Source organism: Pseudomonas sp. LjRoot71, from assembly GCF_964253255.1.
Taxonomy (GTDB): domain Bacteria; phylum Pseudomonadota; class Gammaproteobacteria; order Pseudomonadales; family Pseudomonadaceae; genus Aquipseudomonas.
The window spans coordinates 4,229,909-4,254,305 of sequence record NZ_CAXURA020000001.1 but is presented as its reverse complement, the minus strand read 5'-3'; the positions used below and the strand labels follow the sequence as shown (position 1 = coordinate 4,254,305).

Annotated in this window: 22 protein-coding genes; 4 read left to right on the top strand and 18 right to left on the bottom strand. The window is 61.5% G+C overall.

Translation table 11 applies throughout. The annotated features are described in order from the left end of the window. Positions 1-2: 2 nt before the first annotated feature. From ACSQ17_RS20060 to ACSQ17_RS19985, 16 genes are all read right to left on the bottom strand, one after another. The gene (locus tag ACSQ17_RS20060; RefSeq protein ID WP_436070265.1) at positions 3-2,657 is read right to left on the bottom strand and encodes a DUF4118 domain-containing protein; all 2,655 of its coding nucleotides are present in this window, start codon (positions 2,655-2,657) and stop codon (positions 3-5) included. A gap of 5 nt (positions 2,658-2,662) precedes the next feature. Continuing rightward, positions 2,663-3,229, bottom strand: a complete 567-nt coding sequence (gene kdpC, locus ACSQ17_RS20055; protein WP_436070264.1) for a potassium-transporting ATPase subunit KdpC — start codon at positions 3,227-3,229, stop codon at positions 2,663-2,665. A gap of 44 nt (positions 3,230-3,273) precedes the next feature. Then, positions 3,274-5,334 carry a potassium-transporting ATPase subunit KdpB gene (kdpB, locus tag ACSQ17_RS20050; protein WP_436070263.1) on the bottom strand — a complete coding sequence of 687 codons (2,061 nt, stop codon included), beginning with the start codon at positions 5,332-5,334 and terminating at the stop codon, positions 3,274-3,276. Between the two features lie 12 nt (positions 5,335-5,346). Beyond that, complete coding sequence (kdpA, locus tag ACSQ17_RS20045; protein ID WP_436070262.1) at positions 5,347-7,047, bottom strand: potassium-transporting ATPase subunit KdpA; 1,701 nt, start codon at positions 7,045-7,047, stop codon at positions 5,347-5,349. A gap of 8 nt (positions 7,048-7,055) precedes the next feature. Continuing rightward, the gene (gene kdpF, locus ACSQ17_RS20040; protein ID WP_233685058.1) at positions 7,056-7,145 is read right to left on the bottom strand and encodes a K(+)-transporting ATPase subunit F; all 90 of its coding nucleotides are present in this window, start codon (positions 7,143-7,145) and stop codon (positions 7,056-7,058) included. A gap of 208 nt (positions 7,146-7,353) precedes the next feature. Beyond that, positions 7,354-8,898, bottom strand: coding sequence for a YdgA family protein (locus ACSQ17_RS20035; protein ID WP_436070261.1), 1,545 nt, complete (start codon positions 8,896-8,898; stop codon positions 7,354-7,356). A 213-nt stretch (positions 8,899-9,111) separates the two neighbouring features. Continuing rightward, positions 9,112-10,191: an AI-2E family transporter gene (locus ACSQ17_RS20030; protein WP_436070260.1), complete on the bottom strand. Its 1,080-nt coding sequence runs from the start codon at positions 10,189-10,191 to the stop codon at positions 9,112-9,114. 92 nt (positions 10,192-10,283) lie between these two features. Further along, positions 10,284-11,096, bottom strand: coding sequence for a DUF4892 domain-containing protein (locus ACSQ17_RS20025; RefSeq protein WP_436070259.1), 813 nt, complete (start codon positions 11,094-11,096; stop codon positions 10,284-10,286). Continuing rightward, positions 11,093-11,755, bottom strand: a complete 663-nt coding sequence (locus ACSQ17_RS20020; RefSeq protein WP_436070258.1) for a glutathione S-transferase family protein — start codon at positions 11,753-11,755, stop codon at positions 11,093-11,095. The genes ACSQ17_RS20025 and ACSQ17_RS20020 overlap by 4 nt, the downstream gene beginning before the upstream one ends. 52 nt (positions 11,756-11,807) lie before the next feature. Beyond that, complete coding sequence (locus ACSQ17_RS20015) at positions 11,808-12,671, bottom strand: alpha/beta fold hydrolase (protein WP_436070257.1); 864 nt, start codon at positions 12,669-12,671, stop codon at positions 11,808-11,810. Then, entirely contained in the window at positions 12,668-13,477 is an 810-nt protein-coding gene (locus tag ACSQ17_RS20010; RefSeq protein ID WP_436070256.1) for an alpha/beta fold hydrolase, read from the bottom strand. The genes ACSQ17_RS20015 and ACSQ17_RS20010 overlap by 4 nt, the downstream gene beginning before the upstream one ends. Before the next feature lie 146 nt (positions 13,478-13,623). Continuing rightward, a complete protein-coding gene (locus tag ACSQ17_RS20005) occupies positions 13,624-14,070 on the bottom strand; it encodes a hotdog fold thioesterase (protein WP_257778289.1) in 447 nt (148 codons plus the stop codon). Between the two features lie 67 nt (positions 14,071-14,137). Beyond that, a complete protein-coding gene (locus ACSQ17_RS20000) occupies positions 14,138-15,802 on the bottom strand; it encodes an AMP-binding protein (protein WP_436070255.1) in 1,665 nt (554 codons plus the stop codon). Positions 15,803-15,916: 114 nt separating this feature from the next. Continuing rightward, positions 15,917-16,381, bottom strand: coding sequence for a phosphohistidine phosphatase SixA (sixA, locus tag ACSQ17_RS19995; RefSeq protein ID WP_436070254.1), 465 nt, complete (start codon positions 16,379-16,381; stop codon positions 15,917-15,919). Between the two features lie 25 nt (positions 16,382-16,406). Then, positions 16,407-16,754, bottom strand: coding sequence for a DUF4389 domain-containing protein (locus ACSQ17_RS19990; protein WP_436070253.1), 348 nt, complete (start codon positions 16,752-16,754; stop codon positions 16,407-16,409). A gap of 33 nt (positions 16,755-16,787) precedes the next feature. Beyond that, positions 16,788-17,810, bottom strand: coding sequence for an NAD(P)H-dependent glycerol-3-phosphate dehydrogenase (locus ACSQ17_RS19985; RefSeq protein ID WP_436070252.1), 1,023 nt, complete (start codon positions 17,808-17,810; stop codon positions 16,788-16,790). Positions 17,811-18,084: 274 nt separating this feature from the next. Here ACSQ17_RS19985 and ACSQ17_RS19980 point away from each other — a divergent pair, with 274 nt between their 5' ends. From ACSQ17_RS19980 to fabB, 3 genes are all read left to right on the top strand, one after another. Continuing rightward, positions 18,085-20,007 (top strand): response regulator, encoded by a 1,923-nt coding sequence (locus ACSQ17_RS19980; RefSeq protein ID WP_436070251.1) that lies wholly within the window; start codon positions 18,085-18,087, stop codon positions 20,005-20,007. A gap of 173 nt (positions 20,008-20,180) precedes the next feature. Beyond that, positions 20,181-20,696 (top strand): 3-hydroxyacyl-[acyl-carrier-protein] dehydratase FabA, encoded by a 516-nt coding sequence (fabA, locus tag ACSQ17_RS19975; RefSeq protein ID WP_233685071.1) that lies wholly within the window; start codon positions 20,181-20,183, stop codon positions 20,694-20,696. 12 nt (positions 20,697-20,708) lie between these two features. Further along, a complete protein-coding gene (fabB, locus tag ACSQ17_RS19970; RefSeq protein ID WP_436070250.1) occupies positions 20,709-21,929 on the top strand; it encodes a beta-ketoacyl-ACP synthase I in 1,221 nt (406 codons plus the stop codon). Positions 21,930-21,993: 64 nt separating this feature from the next. Here fabB and ACSQ17_RS19965 read toward each other — a convergent pair whose 3' ends face one another. Further along, complete coding sequence (locus ACSQ17_RS19965) at positions 21,994-22,641, bottom strand: hypothetical protein (RefSeq protein ID WP_436070249.1); 648 nt, start codon at positions 22,639-22,641, stop codon at positions 21,994-21,996. Between the two features lie 195 nt (positions 22,642-22,836). On the opposite strand from ACSQ17_RS19965, the gene ACSQ17_RS19960 reads away from it, so the two are divergent. Next, positions 22,837-23,598: a TSUP family transporter gene (locus ACSQ17_RS19960; protein ID WP_436070524.1), complete on the top strand. Its 762-nt coding sequence runs from the start codon at positions 22,837-22,839 to the stop codon at positions 23,596-23,598. Here ACSQ17_RS19960 and nudC read toward each other — a convergent pair. Next, entirely contained in the window at positions 23,566-24,396 is an 831-nt protein-coding gene (nudC, locus tag ACSQ17_RS19955) for an NAD(+) diphosphatase (RefSeq protein ID WP_436070248.1), read from the bottom strand. The two genes, ACSQ17_RS19960 and nudC, sit on opposite strands and share 33 nt — an antisense overlap. Between the last annotated feature and the right edge of the window lies 1 nt (position 24,397).

The window sequence follows — 24,397 nt, the reverse complement described above, 5'->3', positions numbered from 1 at the left end:
CATCACTGTTCTTCTTCCATTTGCGGCTGAGTGTGTAACGGCAGGTGCAATACCAGGCTCGCGCCCAGGCCGTCCAAGCCCTCACCCACCGTCACCCGGCCGCCATGCGCACCGAGCATGCCCTGGCAGATCGCCAGGCCCAGGCCGGTGCCCTGGCCACCGCGATCACCACGGGCAGCGGTGTAGAACATGTCAAAGATCTTGCTGCGTTCATGCTCGGGAATACCCGGCCCCTGGTCACTGACACTAAAGCGCAGTTCAGTGGCATCCGCTTCAACATCTACCGCAAGATACCCATGCGCTGGCGAAAAGCGTGCGGCGTTCTCCAGCACATTAACCAGCGCCTGTTCGATCAACGCCGCATGCACATAGAGCAATGGCAGTTGCTGTGGCACCTGTAACTGCAGGTGCAACGGTGCCAGCACCGGACGCAGGCGTTGCAGCGCGCTGGCGACAATATCCGCTGGGGCCACCCAGTCACGCGCCAGTTTGAGGCCGCCGTGGCCCAGGCGGGTCATGTCCAGCAAGTTCTGGATATAGCGATCAAGGCGTTCGGCTTCATCGCGCGTGCCTTCCAGCAGCTCGCGGCGATCACTCAGGGGAATCTGCTCACCCAGCGCCAACAGGCTGTCGATCGAGCCGCGCATGGCGGTCAGTGGCGTGCGCAGATCATGGGACACCGAGGCCAACAGCGCGCTACGCAGTTCCTCGGTCTGCCCATGCAGACGCGCGGCCTCCAGGTCTTCGGCCAACTGCGCACGTTCCAGCGCCTGAGCCAAGGGCTGCCCCAATGCCGTAAGCAGTCGACGGCGTTCGGCTGGCAGGGCCCTGCCGTCCTTGGGGCTGACGCCGAGCAACAATAACGGCCCCGCCTCGCCTGACAACGGCAGCCACCACCAACGCCCGTCCGGCAAAGTGCCGGTACCCAGCCCGGCCGGCTGATCGTGCTGCCATGACCAGTCCGCTGCGGCCCGCTCCTGGTCGGTGAGCAAGCGCTGTACGCCCGCCTCGACTTTCCACACGCCATCCCGGCTGCGCGACAGCAGGCCAATGTCTAGATCCTGCCAAAGCCCCAGTTGCTGCACAGCAGCAACCAGCACAGCCTGACGGTCGGTGGCAGCAGTGAGCTTGCGGGACAGTTCCAGCAACGCGCGGGTTTCGTGCTGCGTCTCACGCAAGGCCTGCAATTGCCGGCGTTGGTGGCTGGCCAGGTTACCGGTGAGGCCGGCCATCAGCAGAAAGAACAATAAGGTCAGCACATCCTGATGTCGGTCGATCTTCATCGAGAGCAGTGGCTCAATAAACAGCAGGTTGTAGGCCAGGAACGACAATCCGGCGCACAGCAGCGCCGGCCCCAGGCTGCTGCGCACAGCCACCATCAGCACTGCCGCCAGAAAGACCAGGGAGATGTTTGGCAACTCGATAAGCTGTGCCAGACACAATGCTACGGCGGCAGCCAACAGCGTGGCCAAAGGCGCCAACAGATAATCACGCCATGACAGTGGCTGTCGCACATGCAAACGCGCCGGTGCACGCTCCAGCTCAGTGTCCAGCACACTGATTTCCAGCCCTTGGCCCAGGCTTAGCAGGCGCTCAGCCAAACCTCGACCAACGCGCCAGCGACGCCGCAAGCGCTGCCGGCTACGCCCCACCAGAATCAGGCTGGCACGCCGTTCACGGGCATGTTCAACCAGGGTATCGGCGACCGAACTGCCGCGCAGCAGCACCACCTCGCCACCCAGGCGCTCAGCCAATTGCTGGGCACCTTGCAGATAACCCAGGCGAACCTCATCGCGCTCCCCCGCCGTGTCCACATACACCACCGACCAGGGCAGATGGCGCCGCTCAGCCACCCGGCAGGCATGCCGCACCAGGCGCTCGGCCTGCTCATCACCATCGATACCGACCAGCAAGCGGCCACGCACTGCCGGTGCCTGCTGGCCTTGCTGGCGGTAGCGTTGACTAAGGTCAGCATCGACCCGCGCCGCGGCAGTCTGCATGGCCAACTCACGCAGGGCGGTGAGGTTGGTCTGGCTGAAAAACGCATCGATGGCCGCACGTGCCTGCTCCGGCACGTAGACCTTGCCCTCGCGCAGGCGCTCCAGCAGCTCACGCGGCGGCAGGTCGATCAGCAGAATTTCGTCGGCTTCCTGCAGCACCCAGTCCGGCAAGGTTTCACGCACCTGCACGCCGGTGATGTCGCGCACCTGATCATTCAACGCTTCGAGGTGTTGCACGTTGACCGTGGTGTAGACGTCGATGCCGGCATCCAGCAGCTCCTGCACATCCTGCCAGCGTTTGCTGTGACGGCTGCCGGGAGCATTGCTGTGGGCCAGCTCATCGACCAGCAGCAGCTTTGGCGGCTTGGCCAGGATGCCGTCGAGGTCCATCTCGCTCAGCGTCACGCCACGGTATTCCAGGCGCCGCTGCGGCTGTTGCGGCAAGCCGGTGAGCATGGCCTCGGTTTCCGCACGGCCGTGGGTCTCGACCACACCCACGCGCAGGTCGACGCCCTGGCGCAATTGCGCCTGCGCCGCCTGCAACATGGCGTAGGTCTTGCCTACGCCGGGAGCAGCACCGAGAAAGACCTTTAACCGACCGCGCCCACTGGGCGACAGCTCATTGAGTAAGGCATCGGCACGTACAGCATCACTCATGCAAGTTACTCAGCTTTGGCAGGAGGCGAATTGTCAGCCAGCGCTAGATTCAGCGCCAGCACATTGACCACTGGCGGCCCCACCAACGGGCTTTGAACATGTTGCTCGATCAGGCGCTCTAAACGGCTTGATGGAATACCACGGGCCGCAGCAACCCGCGCGACCTGATACCGGGCAGCATCGGGTGACAGATGCGGATCAAGGCCGCTGCCGGAGGTGGTCACCAGTTGCATGGGCACTGCACCCTGACCTTCAGCCTGCAAGCGCTGCGCATCGGCAGCGATACGCTCGGCCAACGCCGGGTTGCTCGGCGCCAGGTTACTCGCACCACTGGCTACGGTGGCGTAGCCAGCGGCTGAAAGGCGTGGCTGAAACCACTGCGGCCCTTCGAAGGGTTGCGCCAGCAAGGCGCTACCGACTACTTCGCCGTGTTGACTGCGCAGCAAACTGCCATTGGCCTGCGCGGGGAACGCCAGCTGCGCAACACCGGTGACGGTCAGCGGGTAGACCACACCGGTGACCAGGGTCATAAACGCCAGCACGCTAATGGCTGGGCGGATTTGCTTAAACATGATGCTTCTCCAGTTTGTGAGGTGGATAGCCACCCCACGGTTGCTTAAACAAGGCCTAAGGCCACCAACAGCAGATCAATCAACTTGATCCCAACAAAGGGCGCCAGCAGGCCGCCCAGGCCGTAGATCAGCAGGTTGCGTCTTAGCAAGCTGGCCGCATCGGCGGCCTGTACGCGCACCCCGCGCAGGGCCAGCGGAATCAACGCGACGATAATCAGCGCGTTGAACACAATGGCAGAGAGGATGGCGCTCTGCGGGCTGTGCAACTGCATCAGGTTGAGCGCGCCAAGCTGTGGGTAGATGCCGGCGAACAGCGCCGGCAGGATGGCGAAGTACTTGGCCACGTCGTTGGCCACCGAGAAGGTGGTCAGCGCACCACGGGTCACCAGCAGCTCCTTGCCCACCTGCACCACGTCGAGCAGCTTGGTCGGATCGCTGTCCAGGTCGACCAGGTTGGCCGCCTCTCGCGCAGCCTGGGTGCCGTCGTTCATGGCCAGGCCAACGTCGGCCTGGGCCAGCGCCGGGGCGTCGTTGGCACCGTCGCCGCACATGGCGACCATCTTGCCTTCGGCCTGCTCGGAGCGGATGCGTTGCAGTTTCTTCTCCGGCGTGGCTTCGGCGATCAGGTCATCAACCCCCGCTTCAGCGGCAATCGCCGCAGCGGTCAGCGGGTTGTCGCCGGTCACCATCACGGTGCGGATGCCCATGGCGCGCAGCTCGGCGAAACGCTCACGAATACCCGGCTTGACCACGTCCTTGAGGTGAATAGCGCCGAGCAACTGCCCGTCGCCGGCCACCAGCAAGGGCGTACCGCCGCTCTGGGCGATTTTTTCGATTTCACGCGCCAATACCGGCGGTACGTCGCTGCGTTCGATGCCCAGATAAAGCAGCACCGCATCCACCGCGCCCTTGCGGTAGCTGTGACCGTTGTAGTCGGCGCCGGACAGACGCGTTTCAGCGCTGAAGGCAATCGACTTGATCGCACTGCGCTCAGGCTCCACCAGGGTGCTCAAGGCACGCAGGTATTCGACAATCGACTTGCCTTCGGCGGTGTCGTCCGCCAGCGACGCCAGCAAAGCGGCATCGCTGAGCTGCTTGCCAGAGACACCCGGCGCTTTGTACAGCGCGCTGCAGCGACGGTTGCCGAAGGTGATGGTGCCGGTCTTGTCGAGCAACAGTACGTGTACGTCCCCCGCCGCTTCCACTGCACGACCGGACTTGGCGATCACATTCAGGCGCACCAGACGGTCCATACCAGCGATACCGATGGCCGAGAGCAGGCCGCCGATGGTGGTGGGAATCAGCGTCACCAGCAGCGCCACCAGGTACACCAGCGGCAGGTCACCGCCCGCATAGCGAGCAAACGGCTGCAGCGTCGCGACCACCAGCAGGAAGATCAACGTCAGGCCGATCAGCAGAATATCCAGCGCCACTTCGTTGGGTGTCTTCTGCCGTTTAGCGCCTTCGACCAGGGCGATCATTCGATCCAGGGTTGACTCGCCAGGATTGCTGGTGATCTTGACCAGCAACCAGTCGGAGACCACCCGAGTGTTGCCGGTCACCGCCGAACGGTCCCCGCCAGACTCACGGATCACCGGCGCAGACTCACCGGTTATCGCCGCTTCGTTGACCGCCGCAATTCCTTCGATCACCTCGCCGTCGCCGGGGATCAGCTCACCAGCCTCAACCCGCACGATATCGCCCCGGCGCAGGCTGCTGGCCGCCACGGTTTCGAACTGCTGACCTTTCTGGCGCCGCGCATTCAGCCCCTGGCTGCCGGCCTTGAGGCTGTCGGCGCGGGCCTTGCCACGGCCTTCGGCCAGTGCCTCGGCAAAGTTGGCAAACAGCACGGTAAACCACAGCCAAAGAGCGATCTGCAAGGCCAGGCCGGTAGAGACTTGTGGGTTGGGGATAAAGCACAGCACGGTGGTCACCACAGCCGTCAGCTCAACCACCAGCATCACCGGTGAGCGCAGCAGCTGACGTGGATCAAGCTTGACGAAAGCCTGGCGCAGCGCGGGTTTCCACAACGCCGCAAGGGAGGTTTTCGGGTGTTGCGGGGTGCTGTTCAGCGCCGGGCTTTTTACTTGGGTACGGGCATTCATCATGGTTCTCCCTTAGAAGCCCTGAAACATGGTCATGTGCTCGGCAATCGGGCCCAAGGCCAGTGCCGGCAGGAAGGTCAGGCCGCCGACCAGCACAATGGTCAGGGTCAGCAGGGTGACAAACAGCGGGCCGTGGGTCGGGAAGCTGTTGTTGCCCAGCGGTGCACGCTTCTTCGCCGCCAGGCTGCCGGCAATCGCCAGGATCGGCAGGATGTAGCCGAAGCGCCCGATAAGCATGGCCAGACCAATCATCAGGTTGTGGTATGGCGTAATGGCACCGAAGCCGCCGAACGCCGAACCGTTGTTGGCCGCGCCGGAGGTGTAGTTGTAGAGAATCTGGCTAAAACCGTGCGCACCGGGATTGCTCACCGAAGCAGCCGGGCCCGGCAGGCTGGCCGCCAGCGCGCCAAGTACCAGCACGCCAACCGGCATCACCAGCAGGGTCGCCACCAGCAGCCGCACTTCACGGGCTTCCAGCTTCTTGCCGAGGTATTCCGGAGTGCGACCGATCATCAGGCCGGCGAGGAACACGGCGATCAGCACGAACAGCAGCATGCCGTACAGCCCTGCGCCTACACCGCCAAAGATCACTTCGCCGAGCATCATGTTGAACATCGGCACCATGCCGCCCAACGCACTGAAGCTGTCATGCATGGCGTTCACCGAGCCATTCGAGGCGGCCGTGGTGGTCACCGCCCACAGCGCCGAGGCCGTGGTGCCGAAGCGCGCCTCCTTGCCCTCCAGCGAACCGCTCTGCTCGATTGGCAATGCGGCCAGCGCCGGGTTGGGCTGGTATTCGGCATACAGGGTCACACCCAGGCCGATGCTGAACAGAATCAGCATGGTCGCCAGCAGCGCGCGGCTCTGGCGCAGGTCCTTGACGTAGTGACCGAAGGTGAACAGCAACGCCGCCGGAATCAGGATGATCGAGGCCACCTCGAACAGGTTGCTCCAGGCCGTGGGGTTCTCGAACGGATGCGCCGAGTTGACGCCAAAGAAGCCGCCGCCGTTGGTGCCCAGCTGCTTGATGGCAATCTGGCTGGCTGCCGGGCCGAGCGGTACAACCTGATCAGCACCGCCGATGGTGTGCACCGTTACGTATTCGAGGAAGGTTTGTGGCACGCCCTGCCACACCAGCAACAGCGCCAGAACCAGGCAGAACGGCAGCAGACCATAGAGCGTAGCGCGGGTCAGATCGACCCAGAAGTTGCCGACGCTGTTGCTCGACCGCCGCGCGATGCCGCGGCAGAACACCACCAGCACGGCCAGGCCAACTGCCGGGCTGACGAAATTCTGCACGCCCAGGCCGACCATCTGGCTGAAGTAGCTCATCTGCGCTTCGCCGCTATACGCCTGCCAGTTGGTATTGGTGACGAAACTCACGGCGGTGTTGAACGCCAGCGTCCACTCCAGCCCCGGCAACTCTTGCGGGTTGAGCGGCAGACTGCCTTGCAACATCAGAATGCTAAACAGCGTCAGCAAGCTGATCAGGGTGAAGGCCAGCAACGCCAGGCTGTAGCTTTTCCAGTCCTGCTCGCGGTTGCTATCGACACCGGCAAGCCGGTAACACAGCCGCTCGACCGGCTGCAGCACCGGGCTGAGCCAGGTTTTTTCGCCTTCCATCACGCGGTACAGGTAACGCCCGATAAAGGGCGCCGGCAGCAGAACCAGGACGAAGAACGCCAGGATCAAAATGAAATCGTAACTGTGCATATGCGCCTCTACGCCCGATCGGCGCGCAGCAGCGCAACCAGCAGATAGATGAAAAGTCCCAGGGCCAGGCCCAGGGACACCCCGTCGAGAATGCTCATGTGTTTGCTCCTTGTTGCGGTAACTACCGCTTGGAGCAAATTGTCGACAGACAGGGCGTAAAGGAACGAGTGCGGGCGATGCTGCCCTGCATAAAGAAAGCGTAAAGATCGTGCACAGCGGACAGAAAAACGGCCAGATACCCTGTTTTAAAGGTCATCTGGCCGTCTACACCACACCCGCTACGCCACAGGCATAGCGCTGAAAACGTTACTGAATGGGGCTTTCGTCCTGGCTTTCTTCGAGCTGCATGTCCTCAGCTGGCGCTTCATTGCCCATACCCGCCAAACCGCCGCCGCTGCTCATGGCCAGCGCGACGAACTGCTCCACGGTCATCTGCTTGCCATTGAAGGTCACCTGATCGTTGGCGTAGTGCAGGTTGGAGATAATGTTCTGGCCTTCGACCGTGGCCAATTCACTGGCCACCGCCATGCCACTGGCCATTTCACCGACCATCGCAGCCTGCTGGGCAATCGCTTCCTTGTCGGTTTCTCCGGCCAGAGTGGCCTGCACACCAATCACATCGGCAATCATCGCCTTGGACACCAGCAGTTTGGCATCCAGTTGGGCGATCAGTTGCTTGGCCAGTTCAGGCGCCGGCAGGTCGAAGGACACCGGCTTGTCGAGATCCAGACCGAAGCTGAAACTGCTTTCGCCATTGGCGGTCTTGAATGCCAGTTTTTCCAGGGCCAGGCCCGGTTTGCCAGCCAGCAGCTTTTCCAGATCAGTCTTGAATTGCTCGGTTTGCGCGTCAGTCAGCTGCGGCATGCCGGTTTCGCTGTCGACCTTACCGTCCTTGAGCAACGTGCCGTAGAGTTCAATCATCGATTGCAGCGCGGCGGCATCGAGGTTCTTCACGCTCCAGTACATCTGCGAAGAACCGATATCGGTGCCCTGGTAGCTGATCATGCCGACGTCATAGCTGTAGCGCGCCGAAAGCTGCTGGTTGGCTTCACTGGTTTCATCACGCTGGACGAAATCCTTGAGCAGCACCGGGGCATTCTCGCCAACCTGCAACTCGATCAGTTGCAGGCGCATCTCGTTCTGCCCCAGGTAGAAATCACTGGCACCTTTGCGGGTATTGCTGTTCAGGCTCATGCCCTTGAACTCGATGCGCAGGTTTTCATCGCTGGCCAGTTTGGCGCTGACCTTGAAACTGTCCATCAAGCCACTGGCGGCAATCTGCTCGGCATCGGCGGTGGTGTCGAAGTCGACATTCAGGCCACTGAAGTCGATGCGCGTCTGCTCATCCAGGTCCATCTGCAGGGGTTGCAGGCGCAGGTTGCCTTGCATGGAGCGGTCATAACCGAGGCTGACCTGACCTTGCAGCGGCGCACCGTCCTGGCTGGCAGCGAACCACTTGTCCAGCGCCGGGCTGCGCTCCAGGGCGTAATTACTGGTGGCCATAACGGGCAGCAATTTGAATGCTTTAAGGCGCGACAGCGGGAACGGCCCATGCTCGATACGGTCGGTGATGATCCATTCGACGTTGGTCGCTGCTTCACCGTCCAAGCTGCCCACCACTTCAACACGGTAGCGCGCGTCGCTGCTGAACAGCTGACGGTCCAGCGACAGCAACTCGACGGTGGCGCTGAAACCGATGGCTGGCAGGGTCTTGGCCATATCCTCGTTGGCCTGCTTGATCGAGGTATCCAGCACCTCGGGCAGCTGCTGGCCGGTGTACCAGGCACCGGCTGTACTCAATGCGCCAAGGGCGACAATAACGCCGATGGCGCTGCCTAGAATTTTCTTCATGGGGGGTATATCCGTTGCGTGGTTAAGGGTCTTCCCTGTTGCCACAGACAGCGCCAAGGACGCGGCATATGGCTTGAGGTGCAGCCGCCAATGGCCGCTGCAAAGCGCGGCAAGGCTACCACCCGGCTTGGCGACGACCAAGCGGACAGCGTAGGAAACCCACTGAAAATGCCAACCCGCTCGAACAACTCAGCGGGTTGTCAGCAGTTGGCTTCAGCTGTGTGGTGTGTCGCGGTTCTCGGGCTGTTGCGCTACCGGCTGGCCAAGCGGTGCTCCGACCCAGTCACTCAGCAGGCTATAGGCCACGGCCAACAAGGTTGGACCGAGGAACAGGCCCATAAAGCCAAACGCCAGGATGCCGCCGAAGACCCCGAGCAGCACCACGATCAGCGGCAGATTGCCGCCACGGCTGATCAGGTACGGTTTGAGGATGTTGTCAACGCCGCTGATCACGAAGAAGCCCCAGACCAGCAGGAAGATGCCCATGCCGACTTCGCCCTGCCAGAACAGCCAGGCCACGGCGGGACCCCAGATCAGCGGCGGCACCATGATCAGGCTGAAACCGAAGGTCAGAATGCCCAGTATCAGCGCACCCGGTACCCCGGCGATGGTAAAGCCGATCCAGGCCAGAATGGCTTGCGCCGCTGCGGTCCCGATCACCCCGTTGACCACCCGTTGCACGGTGCCGGCGACCAGCTCCAGGTAATGCTCGGCGCGATCACCGATCAAGCGCTCCAGCAGGCTCTCGGCAAAAGCCGCCAGACGCGGGCCATCGCGGTAGAAGAAGAACACCAGCACCAGGCTCAGGGCCAGTTCGACCATACCGCCGCCAATCCGCGCACTGCGTGCCAGCAACCAGTTGCCGACCTGCCCCAGATACGGCTGCACCGTGGCGAACAGTGCGGCGCCCTGCTGGTCGATGGTCTGCCAGAAATCCAGCAGGTTTTCCCCAATCAGCGGCACCTCGGCAAACCAGGTCGGTGCCGGCGGCAAGCCGTCCACCTGAAAATCCTTGAGCAAACCGGTCAGGTCCTTGATGTGGTCGGCCAGGTTCAACCCAAGCATCACCAGCGGCACTGCCACCAACAGAGTCCACACCAGGGTCAGCACCCCGGCCGCTGTCGCCTGACGGCCGCCGAGCAGCCGGGTCAGCACACGCATCACCGGCCAACTGGCAAACGACAGCACCGCCGCCCAGAAGAGTGCCGACCAGAACGGTGCCAATACCCATAGGCTGGCGCCCAGCAAGGCCAGCAGCAGAATCTGCACCAGCAGGCGATCGTTATTGGCCATTCAAACAGCTCCCAGCAAAACGCAAAAAGGCTCTGCCACAGGGGGCAGAGCCGAAACAGTGAAGTACGGCAAGGTTACCGGCAAATGGGTGCTTAGCGCAGCACGTTGAGTTGCACGCCGCTGACATCAGGCTCACCCAGCTCCAGCCGACTGGCGCGCACCCGCTGTTCAATCAGGGCTTCGCGCCAGGCTTCGGCCTGAGCGCCACTGATGCTGATGCGCAGTGTGCTGTCGAGTTTGAGCGTGCGTGCCAACAGTTCGACCCAGACCGCGCTGGGTTCGACCTGCTGACTGATGCGCAGTTCACCGCTGCCCTTGAGCTGACGCTGCAGGGTGGCCGGTGTCGGCAATACCTCGGGCAACGGCGCATTGGCCGCCAGCAGTTCGGCATGCAGATAGGCGCGCTTGTTGCCACGGGTGATGCTGTACAGCGCCAGCAGGCTGTCCTGGCGTGGCGCGGCCAATCGCAGCAAGGCATAGCTCTGCTGATCATCCGAACCGGTCAGGGTGGCGTTGTCGAATACCGCATTGGCCCACAGGCTACTGGAGCCGCACTCACGGCCCACACACCAGTAAAGCAACTGCGCATCCTGCGCCTGCAAGGCTTCACGGGCATTGGCGAAGGCTTCATTGGCCGAGTGGGTGCGTGGCAGCTCATAGGTCACGGCGCTCAGCGGGCCCTGGGCCGTTACTTCACGCTCATAGCGCAAGGTGCCACTGATGCGACGAATCGCTCCCTGCGGGTAGATGCGCTCCTGCTCGGCGAAGTTCTTGAAACTGACAATCTTGCTGTTGGCGAAGCGCGGCAGAACGTCAAGGTCCTGGCTGCCCGGAACATCAGCGCAAACCACGGCACTAACCAGCAGCAGGCTCAAACCGACGCTGTAACGATTAACGCCGCTCATTTGATCAACATCGCTTGGGCGGCTTTGACAACTTTTTCACCATCAGCTTCGCGCTGTGGCACCAGCAATCCGCGCTGCACCGCAGGACGTGCAGCCAGCTCAGCCATCCAGCGCTGTAGATGTTCAAGGCCGTCGACGGATACACCAGCCCAGTCGTGGATGCGCACCCAGGGGTAGGTGGCTATGTCAGCGATGCTGTAATCGTCAGCCAGGTACTGCGCCTCGCTCAAGCGACTGTCGAGCACTTCATAGAGACGGCGGGTTTCGTGCTGATAACGGTCGATCGGCCCCTGCAGTTTTTCCGGGAAATAGCGGAAAAACACGTTGGCCTGACCTTGCATCGGACCGATTCCACCCATTTGGAACATCAGCCACTGGGTCACCCGCGAGCGGCCTTTGACATCACTGGGCAGCAACTGGCCGGTTTTCTCGGCGAGGTACAGCAGAATGGCGCCGGACTCGAACACGGCGAAATCGTCGTTTGCCCGGTCGACAATTGCCGGGATACGACCATTGGGGTTGATCTTGAGAAAGTCGGCGCGCTTCTGTTCCTGCTTGTCAAAACTCAGTGCCCGTACGTTATAGGGCAGCTGCAACTCTTCCAGTGCGATGGACACTTTATGGCCGTTGGGGGTGGCGGCGGTATACAGGTCGATCATGTGTATCTCCGTGGCTATCCGACCACACCTTTCCCCAGTTGCCTTCAGCAAGTCAAGGCGCAGCCAGGAATGCTTTGAAACAGTCTGCTACCAAGCCCGCGCCGCTATCGTCATCCAGGTGCAGGTGATGGCCGCCGGGGAGTTGCACCACATCAATGGGCAGATCAGCCACCAGCTGGGTGATGCTTGGCTGCGCCAGCAGCATGCCCTGCTGCGCCATCACCAACGTGGCCGGGCATTGCAGGCTGCGCACAAACGCCAGTGCATGGGCCTGGGTCAGGCGCAGCGGTGATGGCAGGGTCAGGCGGCTATCGGTGCGCCAGGTATAACCACCGGGCACCGGCATCAGGCCACGCTGAGCCAGTAATTCTGCAGCTTCACGGCTGACCGCCCCTACCCCACGCATACGCGCTTGCACCGCCCGGTCGAACTCGGCGTACACCGGTTTGCTCTTGCCGGCCAATGCCAACTGCGCCTTGAGCGCTTCGCCGAGTTTCTGCGGCGCCGTGTCAGCTTCACCGGTGTAGGGAATCAGCCCATCAATCAGCGCCAGTCGCACAATTCGCTCCGGCATCGCGCCGGCCAACAGCACCGACACAATCGCGCCCATGGAGTGCCCGAGCAGGGAAAACCGCTGCCAACCGAACTGTTCGGCAACCTGCAGCACATCGTGGGCATAGTCCCAGATGGCGTAGCTACCCCCTGGTGGACGATGATCAGAATGACCGTGCCCGGCGAAATCCAGCGCCACAATCCGCAACCCCGGCAACAACGGCGCCAGGCGGGCGAAGCTGGCAGCGTTGTCCAGCCAGCCGTGCAGGGCTATCACCGGCACGCCGTCGTCTGGGCCATACAGATGGGCAGCCAGTTCGATATGCGGCAGGCGCAGGCGGACTTCTTCGAATGACAGGCTCATGCGCGTTGCTCACTTGCCGGTTGTCCGGCCCAGCGCTGGAACAGCTTTTTCAGCAGCTCGGCAGTGTCTTGCGGCCGTTCCAGGGGAAACATATGCCCACCCGGCAATGTCAGGTACTCACCTTTCGGTACGCGCCGCACCAGATGGGCGTGATGCGGCATGACCACTCGGCTGTGCCGACCACGCACCATGGCCAGCGGCACCTTCAACTGCTGCGGCCGCCCTGGGCTGGTGTGCGGCACGCTGCGGTAGATGCTGATTTCCGTGGCCGGATCAAAACGCAGGCGCAGGTTGTTGCCCGTCGCTTGCAGGCCGTGCTGCACATAGGCATCCAGGCAATCTGGATCAAAGCGACGGAACAGCCCCTTGCCGGCAAAATAGCCACGCGCCTCGGCCAGGTCGACAAACTCTTCACGTCGGCCCAGGGTGCGCCCGGCCGGAGTGATGCGGTCGATAAAGCCAAATCGTTTGGCCGCGCGAATCACCATTTTGTCCGCCAGGGTCAGCACCGGTGAATCAAGCATCACCACCCCACGGTAAAGCTCGGGGCGCAGCAACGCGGCGTGGTAATGCAGTACGCCACCCAGGGAATGGCCAACGCCCCATACCGGTTGCGGGTTGGATTCGAGGTGGTGAATCAGCTCATCGACCAGGTTGCTCCAGTTATCGTTCACCGGGAAACGCGGGTCATGGCCATGCTGTTCCAGATGCTGCACTAAATAGTCAGGCGCCAGCGCGGCAAACAGCTTGCCGTAGGTGGCCGAGGGAAAGCCGTTGGCATGGGCAAAGAATACGGATTGGGTCATGGCGACGGGCTTATCTGGGAAGTTGCCAATGATTGTCCGGCAGCCCCGCCGATGCAGCAATGACAAAACGGCCAGTGAATGACGGCACTGTAGCCAAAGCTGATGGGAGGCCCGCCAGCCGGAGCGGCAGTGGCGGGTTCTACGGATTAACGCAACGCTGGACCACTCTCCCCCAGCGGCACAATGGCCATGGTCAGCCGGGAGATGCAGCTGGCCTTGCCATCCTCGCCACTCAGACGGATATCCCAGACGTGGGTGGTCCGCCCCAGGTGCACCGGCCGCGCCACTGCCGTAACCCGTCCACTGCGCAGACCACGCAGGTGGTTAGCGTTCACTTCCAGGCCGACGCAGTAGAACTTGCTGCTGTCGATGCACAGGTGGCTGGCGGTAGAGCCCAGGGTTTCTGCCAGCACCACGGAGGCGCCGCCATGCAGCAGGCCATAGGGTTGATGGGTGCGCGCATCGACCACCATGCTGGCGGTCAGCGACTCGTCATCGAAGGCGTCGAAACGGATATCCAGTTGCTCACCAATGGTGTTCTTCAGAAAGCCATTGAGCTGAGCCAGGTTCGGGGTTTGCTGCCAGAGGGCCATAGTCAGTCCTTTAGGGTCGATTCAGTCAGAACGTGGCCGGCATGCTGCATGCCGGCCACACACCTGATCACTCGTGCCAGAGCACCGCTTCACTGCGTTCGGTCCACTCGCCGAAGCGTTCGCTGTAGGTACCTTCCACCACCGCGCGCTTGATCTTCAGGGTCGGGGTGAGGAAGCCGTTATCCACCGCCCAGACTTCCTTGACCAGCACCAGGCGTTGCAGCCGCTCATGCTTGTCGAGACTCTGATTGACCTCTTCCAGCAGTTTTTTCAGGCTGTTCTCCAACTCGCCACGACCACTGCTGGCTTCGCTGCGCCCCACATCGGACAGCACGCAAAGCGCCATGGGCTGCGGCATGCCGTCGCCAACCACACACACCTGCTCAATGCGCGAGTGCTCACCGAGCAGGTTCTCGATCGGTGCCGGGGCGACGTACTTGCCCTTGCTGGTCTTGAAGATTTCCTTGATCCGCCCGGTCAGGCGCAGATTGCCCTCGGCATCCTGCTCGCCTTTGTCACCGGTACGGAGGAAGCCATCACTGGTGATGGTTTCTGCAGTCTTTTCCGGGTCTTTGTAGTAGCCCTGCATAGTCGCGCCACTGCGTACCTGCACCTCACCATCCTCGGCGATACGCACCTCGACGCCTGGGCTGTTCTGGCCGATCCAGCCCTGCTTGAACTTGCCTGGCCGGCATACGTGCGAGTAACCGCAGTTCTCAGTCATGCCGTACACCTCCAGCACATCCAACCCCAGGCGTTTGTACCAGTTGAGCAGCGCTTCAGGCACCGGCGCCGCGCCAGACAGGGCGTAGCGCACGGCATCCAGGCCCAGGCCGACCAATACCTTCTTGCCGATGATGCGGCCGATGATCGGCAGCTTGAGCAGGAAATCCAGTTTCTCGGCCGACATCTTGCTGTAGACGCCCATCTGGAACTTGGTCCAGATCCGTGGCACGCCAAACATCACCGTTGGCCGCGCGCGCTTGAGGTCTTCCAGGAAGGTGTCCAGGCTCTCGGCAAAGAAGATCGTCTGCCCGGCGTAGATCGACGCCAACTCGACAAACATGCGTTCGGCCACGTGACACAACGGCAGGTAAGACAGCACCCGGTCATTTTCGCCCACACCAAACAGTTCAGTGGCATGACTGGCAGCAAAACCGAAGTTGCTGAAGTGGTGCATCACGCCTTTCGGCGTGCCGGTGGTGCCAGAGGTATAGATGATGGTGGCCAGTTGATCAGCAGCTGGCTTGGGGTTGTCCTGAATCGGCGTACAGGCCTGCAAACCATCCCAGGTAAAGCTGAACTCGCCCTGCGGGCGCAGCGGCAGACCGACGGTGGGCACACCCTCAGGTACACCGGCCAGCATGGACGGCCAATCATCCAGTTTGCCGACAAATACCAGTGCCGCTTCAGAATGGCGCAGCACCTGGCCGACCGACTCGGCGGTGAGGTTGGGATACAGCGGCACCGAGACGTGTCCGGCCATCCAGATCGCTAGGTCGGTGACAATCCAGTGCGCACAGTTCTTGGAAATGATTGCAATGCGGCTGCCTTGCGGCAGTTCGCGGCTGCGCAGCCAGTTGGCCGCACGACGGGCCTGTTCGCCCACCTCGGCCCAGCTCAGTTCCTGCAGCTGACCGCCCGACAGCGGCTGCACCATGTAGCGTTTATTCGGGTGCCGAGCCTCACGCTCATAAAACACCTCAAGCGGCAAACGGATTGCATCAGCCACAGGGCTTCCTCCTTTGTTGTTTTTGTGGAGCCAACCAAGCAATTGCTTGGTTGGACTATTCCATGCACAAAGACAGCCCGCAAGAGGAGAAATGTTTCGGTGTGTAGTAAGGCGTCAGCGCTGAGCTGGATGCTGGTAAAGCGACAACTCCATCAGCCCAGCCAGCAGCTCCTCGCCTTCCAGCAACGCCAGACTGGCGGTATTCATCGGCAGCGGTTGTTGGCGGTGACCGTGAATCAACAGTCCGGCCAGGCTTCCCACCAGCGGTTGATGGGTCACCAGCAGCAGTTCATCGTGAGCAAAGCCAGCCAGCTCACGCAGGGTCTGGCGCAGTTCGCTTTCCGGCGTCAGCCAGGACGCGGTGAGCCGTTGCCCGGTAAACCCTAGCGCCTCGCAAAGCAGATCGGCGGTCTGCTGGGCACGCACATAGGGGCTCACCAACACCGCCTGCAACGGCCGGCCCTGCAAGTGCTCGGCAACCTCGCGCACCTGCTGCCGACCACGGGCAGTCAAGTTACGCTCGGCATCACGGCGGGCGACCGGTTCGGCTTCACCGTGGCGCAATAGCCACAACTTCACCGTCCGCGCCTCCCCGCCTGACAGCTCATAGCTTTGGTTCTTCGTCACGCACCGGATGGGCCGCTGGGGGAATGCTGTGCGGTGTTTCACCCTGCGGGGCTTGCGCAGTTGGCCAATCGGCGAACGGCCATGGTTTGTCATCGCTATTGAAGGTGCCGAAGCGACCGATCTGCGCCAGGTACTGGCTCAGGCTGTCACCAAATCCCAGCAGACCGGCATTCGGCGCCCCATAAAACAGGCGATAACCCAACTGCAACAGCACCACGGCACCCAGCAGAATTTCTGCCAATTGCCAAACGATGGCGAAAATCACCATCCAAAGAATGCGCAGCAGAATCGACTCACGCTCAACACCCTGATTGCCTTCACTCATGTTCATCTCCTTAAAGGTCTTAAATGTTGCAACTCAGAAACCGCTGATGGGAATAAAGTCGACGTCGGTCTTCGGTTCACCGCGCATCAGGGCGCCAATCACCTGGTCCAACGTACGCCCCTCAAAGAGAATGGCATGCAGACCCGCCACCAGGGGCATGTAGACCTGCAACTCCTCCGCCTTGGACTTCAGCACCTTGATGGTGTTCACCCCTTCCGCCACTTCGCCCAAGCGGGCTACCGCCTCTTCCAGGCTCAAACCTTCACCCAGGGCAAAGCCAACCTGATAGTTGCGGCTTTTCGCCGACGAGCAGGTGACGATCAGATCGCCGACCCCCGCCAGCCCGAGAAAGGTCATGGGGTTGGCACCCAGCTTGACGGCAAACCGGGTCATTTCCGCCAGTGCACGAGTGATCAGCATGCTCTTGGTGTTTTCGCCCATGCCCATGGCCGCCGCCATACCGGCGATGATCGCGTAGACGTTCTTCAATGCACCGCCCAGTTCGACCCCAAAGCGATCACCACTGGCGTAAACGCGGAAGGTGCGCCCGTGCAGCGCGGCCTGTACCTGCTGACACAGGTCTTCGTCCTCACTGGCAATCACCGAAGCAGTCAACGCATGTTCAGCCACCTCACGCGCCAGGTTCGGCCCGGACAGTACGCCGATGCGTGCCTGCGGGGCGATGTCTTCGAGAATCTGGCTCATCAGCAGAAAACTCTGCGCCTCGATCCCCTTGGTAGTGCTCACCAGCAGCTTGCCACTGAGTTGCTCAGCCACCGGCTGCAACGCCTGACGTAGCGCACTGGAGGGCAAGGCAACGAAAATCAGATGGCAAGCGCTCAGGGTTGCGCCCAGGTCGGTTACCGGCTCAACACCAGGGTGAATCTTGATGCCTTTCAGGTAGCGCGGGTTCTCGCGGGTCAGTCGAATTGCCTGAGCCTGCTCTGGGTCACGCATCCAGTGCAGAACATGCTGGCCATTCTCAGCCAGCAGATTGGCAATCGCCGTGCCGAAGCTACCGCCGCCAAGCACAGCAATGGGGTGCTGATCAGTCATAACGCATCCGTGATAAACCATTGAAAATAGCGAGTCGCTCGCATTATACGGCGCTACCACCGCCCAGCCAGTTTTTAGCAGGCTTGTCGGCACTGGCAAAGCGTCCCAGCTCGGTTAACATGCAGACTTTCAGACGCAAACAAGGTTGTGGCGTGATCGACAGCCCCCAAACCCTGCCCCATCCTGCTGCTGCAAATCGACAGCATGTCAGCCAAAGGCCCTCAAGCCGGCAGCCAAAAACCCTCCAGCGCCTGTGTAACTGCGGAGCGTGGCGATGATCCTGCGCCGTGGCTGGAATATCCATACCCGTACACAGTTGATCAGCGTCGGCCCCGCCCTGTTACTGACCCTGCTGCTCACCGGTTTTTTCACCTTTGCCCGCTTGCAGGACCTGCGCCAGGAACTCAACCACTACGGCCAGCTGATTGCCAACCAACTGGCACCAGCCAGCACCTATGGCGTGATTTCCGGCAACGTCGGCGTGCTCGACGCATTGTTACAGGCGACGCTGGAAACCCCGCATGTGCGCTTTCTCGAAGTGCGCGACCGCACCGGCAAGATTCTTGTCTATGTCGAGCAAGCCCCTGGCAGCGGCCACGCCAGTAGCCAGGTTGAAGTTTTCCAGGCCCCGATCCAGCGTCCCAGCATTGCTCTCGGCAACCCCACCGAACAGCCCAGCGCAGATGCCTACCTGGGCTATGTCGTAGTCGGTATGTCCAACGATGCCTTCAACACCCGCCAGCAGGAAATCCTCTTCAAGGCCACCCTGCTCGCCCTGTTTGCCCTAGCCCTGACCTTTATTCTCGCCCGCCGCCTGGCCCGCCACCTGTCTCAACCCCTCAGTGCCATGGGCCAGGCCGTCAGCGCCATTCAAGCCGGCAACTACCAAACCACCCTGCCTGAGGTCGGCGAAGGCGAACTGCAAGCCCTGGCACGGCACATCAATAACCTGGCCCACGGCCTGGCCAGCGCCAGCGAAGAACAGCAGCGCGCCATGACCCTACTGATTCAGGCGCGCGAGCAATCAGAGTTGGCCAACCGCGCCAAGTCCGATTTCTTGGCAATGATGAGCCACGAGCTGCGCACGCCGATGAATGGCGTGCTGGGCATGCTGCAGCTGTTGGAAACCACGGAAATGACCGAGGAACAGGCGGAATACGCCGCGCTGGCCACTGAATCCACCGAACACCTGCTCAAGGTGATCAACGATATTCTCGACTTCTCGCGTATCGAACGCGGTGCGCTGGAGCTGGAGCGTATTCCGTTCAGCCTGCTGGACCTGCTGCACAGCTCGATTCAGGTGTTCCAGCACAGCGCCCAACAACGTGGCTTGCAACTGCAACTGGAACTGCAAAGCGGTCTGGAGCAGCTGCAGATGCAGGGCGACCCGACTCGCATCCGGCAGATTCTGGTCAATCTGATCGGCAACGCCCTGAAATTCACCGAAAACGGCAGCATCCGCGTGCACGCCAGTTGGCAGGCGCTGGATAACCAGGTGCTGTGGTTCAGCTGCGCAGTGCACGACAGTGGCATCGGTATTTCACCGCAGCGGTTGGAACATATGTTCGATGCCTTCCAGCAGGCCGACACTTCTATTTCAAGACGTTACGGCGGCACCGGGCTGGGCCTGCCCATAGCACGCACTCTCGCTGAACGCATGGGCGGCACCCTGCGTGCCGTCAGCCAGGAAGGCCAGGGCTCGGTATTCACCCTGGAAATCCCCCTGCCGTTTACCCTGCAGGCCGCCGAAGAGCCCCACGAGCATCTGACGCCAGCTCAGAGTGGCCAGGGTCAGCCGGTACTGCTGGTCGAAGACAACCCGGTCAACCAAACTGTGATCGAGGCCATGCTGCGCAGCCTGGGCTATCAGGTCAGCCTGGTCGGCGATGGCGCCCAGGCCGTGCATCAGGTTACCCAACAAGATTACGCAGCGATTCTGATGGACTGCCGCCTGCCAATCATGGATGGCTACGAAGCCACCCGGCAGATCCGTCGCCTGCCAGACTGCGCCGACCTGCCGATCATCGCCCTGACCGCCAACGCCCTACAGGGCGATCGCGAAGCCTGTCTGCAGGCTGGGATGAACGATTACCTGGCAAAACCGTTCAAACGTGCCGATCTGCAGCAAATTCTGCAACGCTGGCTACCCCCTCGACCTTCGACGGGTAGTCAAGAAGGCCCAACTGCTGCAGGCTAGAGCCATGGATCTATGACAGCCCAGCAAGAGCGGAGTACAACTGTACTCACAAGGCTGTGACTTTCACCACAACGCAACAGTCTATGACTAGGCTGTTGGCAGGCGCAGAGGCTGCGTCGCCAGCCAGGACGATTCGCCCAGCCTTGGCGCATGGGACATATTGAGGAGCTCGCATGACCAAACAAAACGCCTTCACCCGGGAAGAACTGCTCGCTTGCGGTCGCGGCGAACTATTCGGCCCAGGTAATGCGCAACTGCCCGCGCCGAACATGCTGATGATCGATCGCATCACCCACATCAGCGACACCGGCGGCAAGTACGGCAAGGGCGAAATAGTCGCCGAGCTCGATATCACTCCTGATCTGTGGTTTTTTGCCTGCCACTTCGAAGGCGACCCGGTGATGCCAGGCTGCCTGGGCCTGGATGCCATGTGGCAGCTGGTCGGCTTTCACCTCGGCTGGCAGGGCAACCCCGGCCGTGGCCGCGCCCTGGGCAGCGGTGAAGTTAAGTTCTTCGGCCAGGTTCTGCCGACCGCCAAGAAAGTCACCTATAACATCCAGATCAAACGCACCATTGCCCGCTCCCTGGTTCTGGCTATCGCCGATGGCACCGTCAGCGTCGATGGCCGCGAGATTTACAGCGCCGAAGGCCTGCGAGTTGGCCTGTTCACCTCTACCGACAATTTCTAAAGGACTCTCCGCATGCGTCGCGTCGTGATCACCGGCCTGGGTATCGTTTCCTGCCTGGGCAATGATAAAGACACCGTCTCCGCCAGCCTGCGTGCTGGCAAGTCAGGCATTCGCTTCAACCCGTCATACGCCGAAATGGGCTTGCGCAGCCAGGTCTCCGGTTCGGTCAATCTGAACCTGGAAGAACTGATCGACCGCAAGCTGTTTCGCTTTATGGGCGACGCTGCGGCCTATGCCTACCTGTCGATGGATCAAGCGATCAAAGACTCTGGCCTGACTGAAGAACAGGTTTCCAACCCGCGCACCGGTCTGATCGCCGGTTCCGGCGGCGCCTCCACGGTCAACCAGATGGAAGCCATCGACACCCTGCGCGAGAAAGGCGTCAAGCGTATTGGCCCGTACCGCGTGACCCGCACCATGGGCAGCACCGTTTCGGCCTGTCTGGCGACCCCGTTCAAGATCAAGGGCGTCAACTTCTCCATCTCCTCGGCCTGCGCCACCAGCGCACATTGCATCGGTCAGGCCATGGAGCAGATCCAACTGGGCAAACAGGACGTAGTCTTCGCCGGCGGCGGTGAAGAAGAGCACTGGAGCCAGAGCTGCCTGTTTGACGCCATGGGTGCCCTCTCCACCCAGTACAACGAAACCCCGGAAAAGGCCTCCCGCGCCTACGATGCCAAGCGTGACGGTTTCGTCATCGCCGGTGGCGGCGGCATGGTCGTGGTCGAGGAGCTGGAGCACGCACTGGCTCGCGGTGCCAAGATTTACGCGGAAATCGTCGGTTACGGTGCCACTTCCGACGGTTACGACATGGTCGCCCCGAGCGGCGAAGGCGCGATCCGCTGCATGCAGCTGGCGCTGTCCACTGTCGATACCCCGATCGATTACCTCAACACCCACGGCACTTCCACCCCGGTTGGTGACGTTGCGGAAATCAAAGGCGTGCGCGCCGTGTTCGGCGACAAGGCTCCGGCCATTAGCTCGACCAAGAGCCTGTCCGGTCACAGCCTGGGCGCTGCCGGCGTGCAGGAAGCGATCTACTGCATGCTGATGATGGAAGGCAACTTCATCGCGGCTTCGGCCAACATCGATGAAGTCGATCCGGAAGTGGCAGACCTGCCAATCCAGCTCACCACCGTCGAGAACGCCAAGCTCGACACCGTGATGAGCAACAGCTTCGGCTTCGGTGGCACCAACGCCACCCTGGTGCTCAAGCGCTGGGCAGGCAAATAACAGCACTGCTCTTTGCTGTACAAAAAAGGCCACCGTAACGGTGGCCTTTTTTATGGCGGTGAGTTTACTGCCAGTCTTTAAGCGCCTGCTTGGCTGCCTGATTCATCGGTTCAGCCAGCAGACCGGCCGGCGTCAGGTTGATGCTGTAGACCGCCTCGTCGGCCAGCGGCAGGTAGTTCACCCGGCGGGCCTGTGGATCGAAAATAAACAGATCATGCTGCCCTAGTCGCAGCCAACGCCACAGGTCGATACCGTAAGGGCTGCGTGCCAGTTCGACACGGGTATGCTGCGCCAGGCTCTGCTGCTCGATGGAGAGAAAACGCCCGGAGAGTTTTTCCAGGCGATAGCCCGGCTGCAAACCAATCAACGCAGCCAGCCCCTTCCATTGGAGAAAACGGGCATCCAGCTGCCAGAGATCGCCCTCCATGGTCAGCGTGCGCTCCTGAGCCCCCTCAAGCACACTCACCCGATACAACGGGCCATCGGCTTTGAAGCTCAGGGTCGCCAGTGGCTTGCCCGCGACAATCGGTGCGTAGCTATGCAGGTCATAGGCCAGCACACCGATCAACGTCGCCAGCGCAACAAAGGCCAGGCCGCAAGTGCCGCGCAACCAACCGAGAAACCACTGCCGATTGAACAGAATACGTACAGCCACAAAAGCCGCCAGTAGCGCCAGCAATGCCATTACCCAAGCCAGTCCGCCGTATTGCATTGCCCTGCATTCCTTATGCCGTGAATTGCCGGCATTATGCGCAGCTACCTGACTGGCGAACAGCCGAAGTCACGCACAATTAGACACAGCGCGTATTTTGCCGCTTTCTCTGGCACCTGCCGGCGATAAACCGGCACTACGCCGTAGTCAGACCTCTTCCGGTAACTGCTCATGGCTTTCCCGTTTGATTTCGGCATGGAATTGTCGACCTTGGCGATTCTCGCCCTGGTGGCCTTTACGGCGGGCTTTATCGATGCGATTGCCGGCGGCGGCGGCTTGCTGACCATTCCAGCGCTGCTCACGGCAGGCCTGCCACCCCATCTGGCCCTGGGCACCAATAAACTCTGCGCCACCTTTGGTTCGGCGACGGCCAGTTACACCTTTTACCGACGCAAACTGTTCAACCCTAACCAATGGCGTAACGCCCTGATCGCCACAGCCGTGGGCGCACTGCTAGGCGCGATACTGGCGCACTGGCTGCCCTCGGAGTGGCTCAACCAGTTCTTGCCCATAGTGGTATTCGCTTGCGGTCTGTACCTGTTGTTTAGCAAAGCGCCCACAGCGCCGACAACAACCGATGCCGCAATCGCGCGGGGCCGTCAGTGGCCGCAGGGGCTGACGCTGGGATTTTATGATGGCGTGGTCGGCCCTGGGACCGGTGCTTTCTGGACGGTCAGCAGCCTGCTGCTCTACCCGCTTGATCTGGTCAGGGCCAGCGGCGTGGCGCGCAGCATGAACTTTGTCAGCAACGCATGCGCCTTGAGCATCTTCATCATCAGCGGCCAGGTCGCCTGGCTGCTGGGTATCTGCATGGGCCTGGCACTGATGGTCGGGGCATTTCTGGGCGCGCGTACAGCGATCAAGGGCGGTTCGAAGTTTATCCGCCCGGTGTTTATTCTGATGGTGCTGGCGCTGACAGCGCGCCTAGCCTGGCAGCACTGGTTCGGGCTGACCTAGACGGCGCGCGACATAGACGTCGATCAAATACCGAGCAATCGAGCGTGACGCCGGCAGTGGCGGCAGATCATGGACGCTGAACCAGCGCGCATCCTCGATTTCGTCCGCTTGCATGACGATATCGCCCGACGCATATTCGGCATGGAATCCCAGCATCAGCGAATGCGGAAATGGCCAGCCTTGACTGCCCAGGTAATGCAGGTTGCAGATTTCTAGCCCAACCTCTTCGCGCACCTCACGCGCCACGCAGTGCTCCACCGATTCGCTCGGTTCGACGAACCCCGCAAGAGTGCTGTACACCCCCGTCACGAAGCGTGGCGAACGGGCAAGCAGAATCTCGTCACCACGCGTGACCAGTACGATCATGCTCGGCGACAAGCGCGGATAATGCTGCTGCTCGCAGGCTGCACAACGCATGGCCCGCTCACCGGGCACTTGCTGCATCGCCGCGCCACAGCCGCCACAGAAACGGTGCCCAGCCGCCCAAGTGGCGGTTTGCGCGGCGTAACTGAGCAAGCGGAAGGTCTCATCGTCATCGCCTTGCAGCATGAACTGGCGCAGGCCTTGCCAGAAACAACCGGGCATATCTTGCGGTTGCGACAGCTCAAGCAGGTAGACCGCATCCCCTTTGAAATAACCCAGGCCATGCTCGGCAACCACCGGCAAGTCCTGTTTCTTCAGCCATTCACGCGGAAACAGCACACCGTTGCTGTCCGTCAGGAAATGCTGCCGACAATGCACCAGCGCCCAGCCTCCAGGCTGCTGACAGTCGAGTACCTGCGGTTGCCAGACAGACATG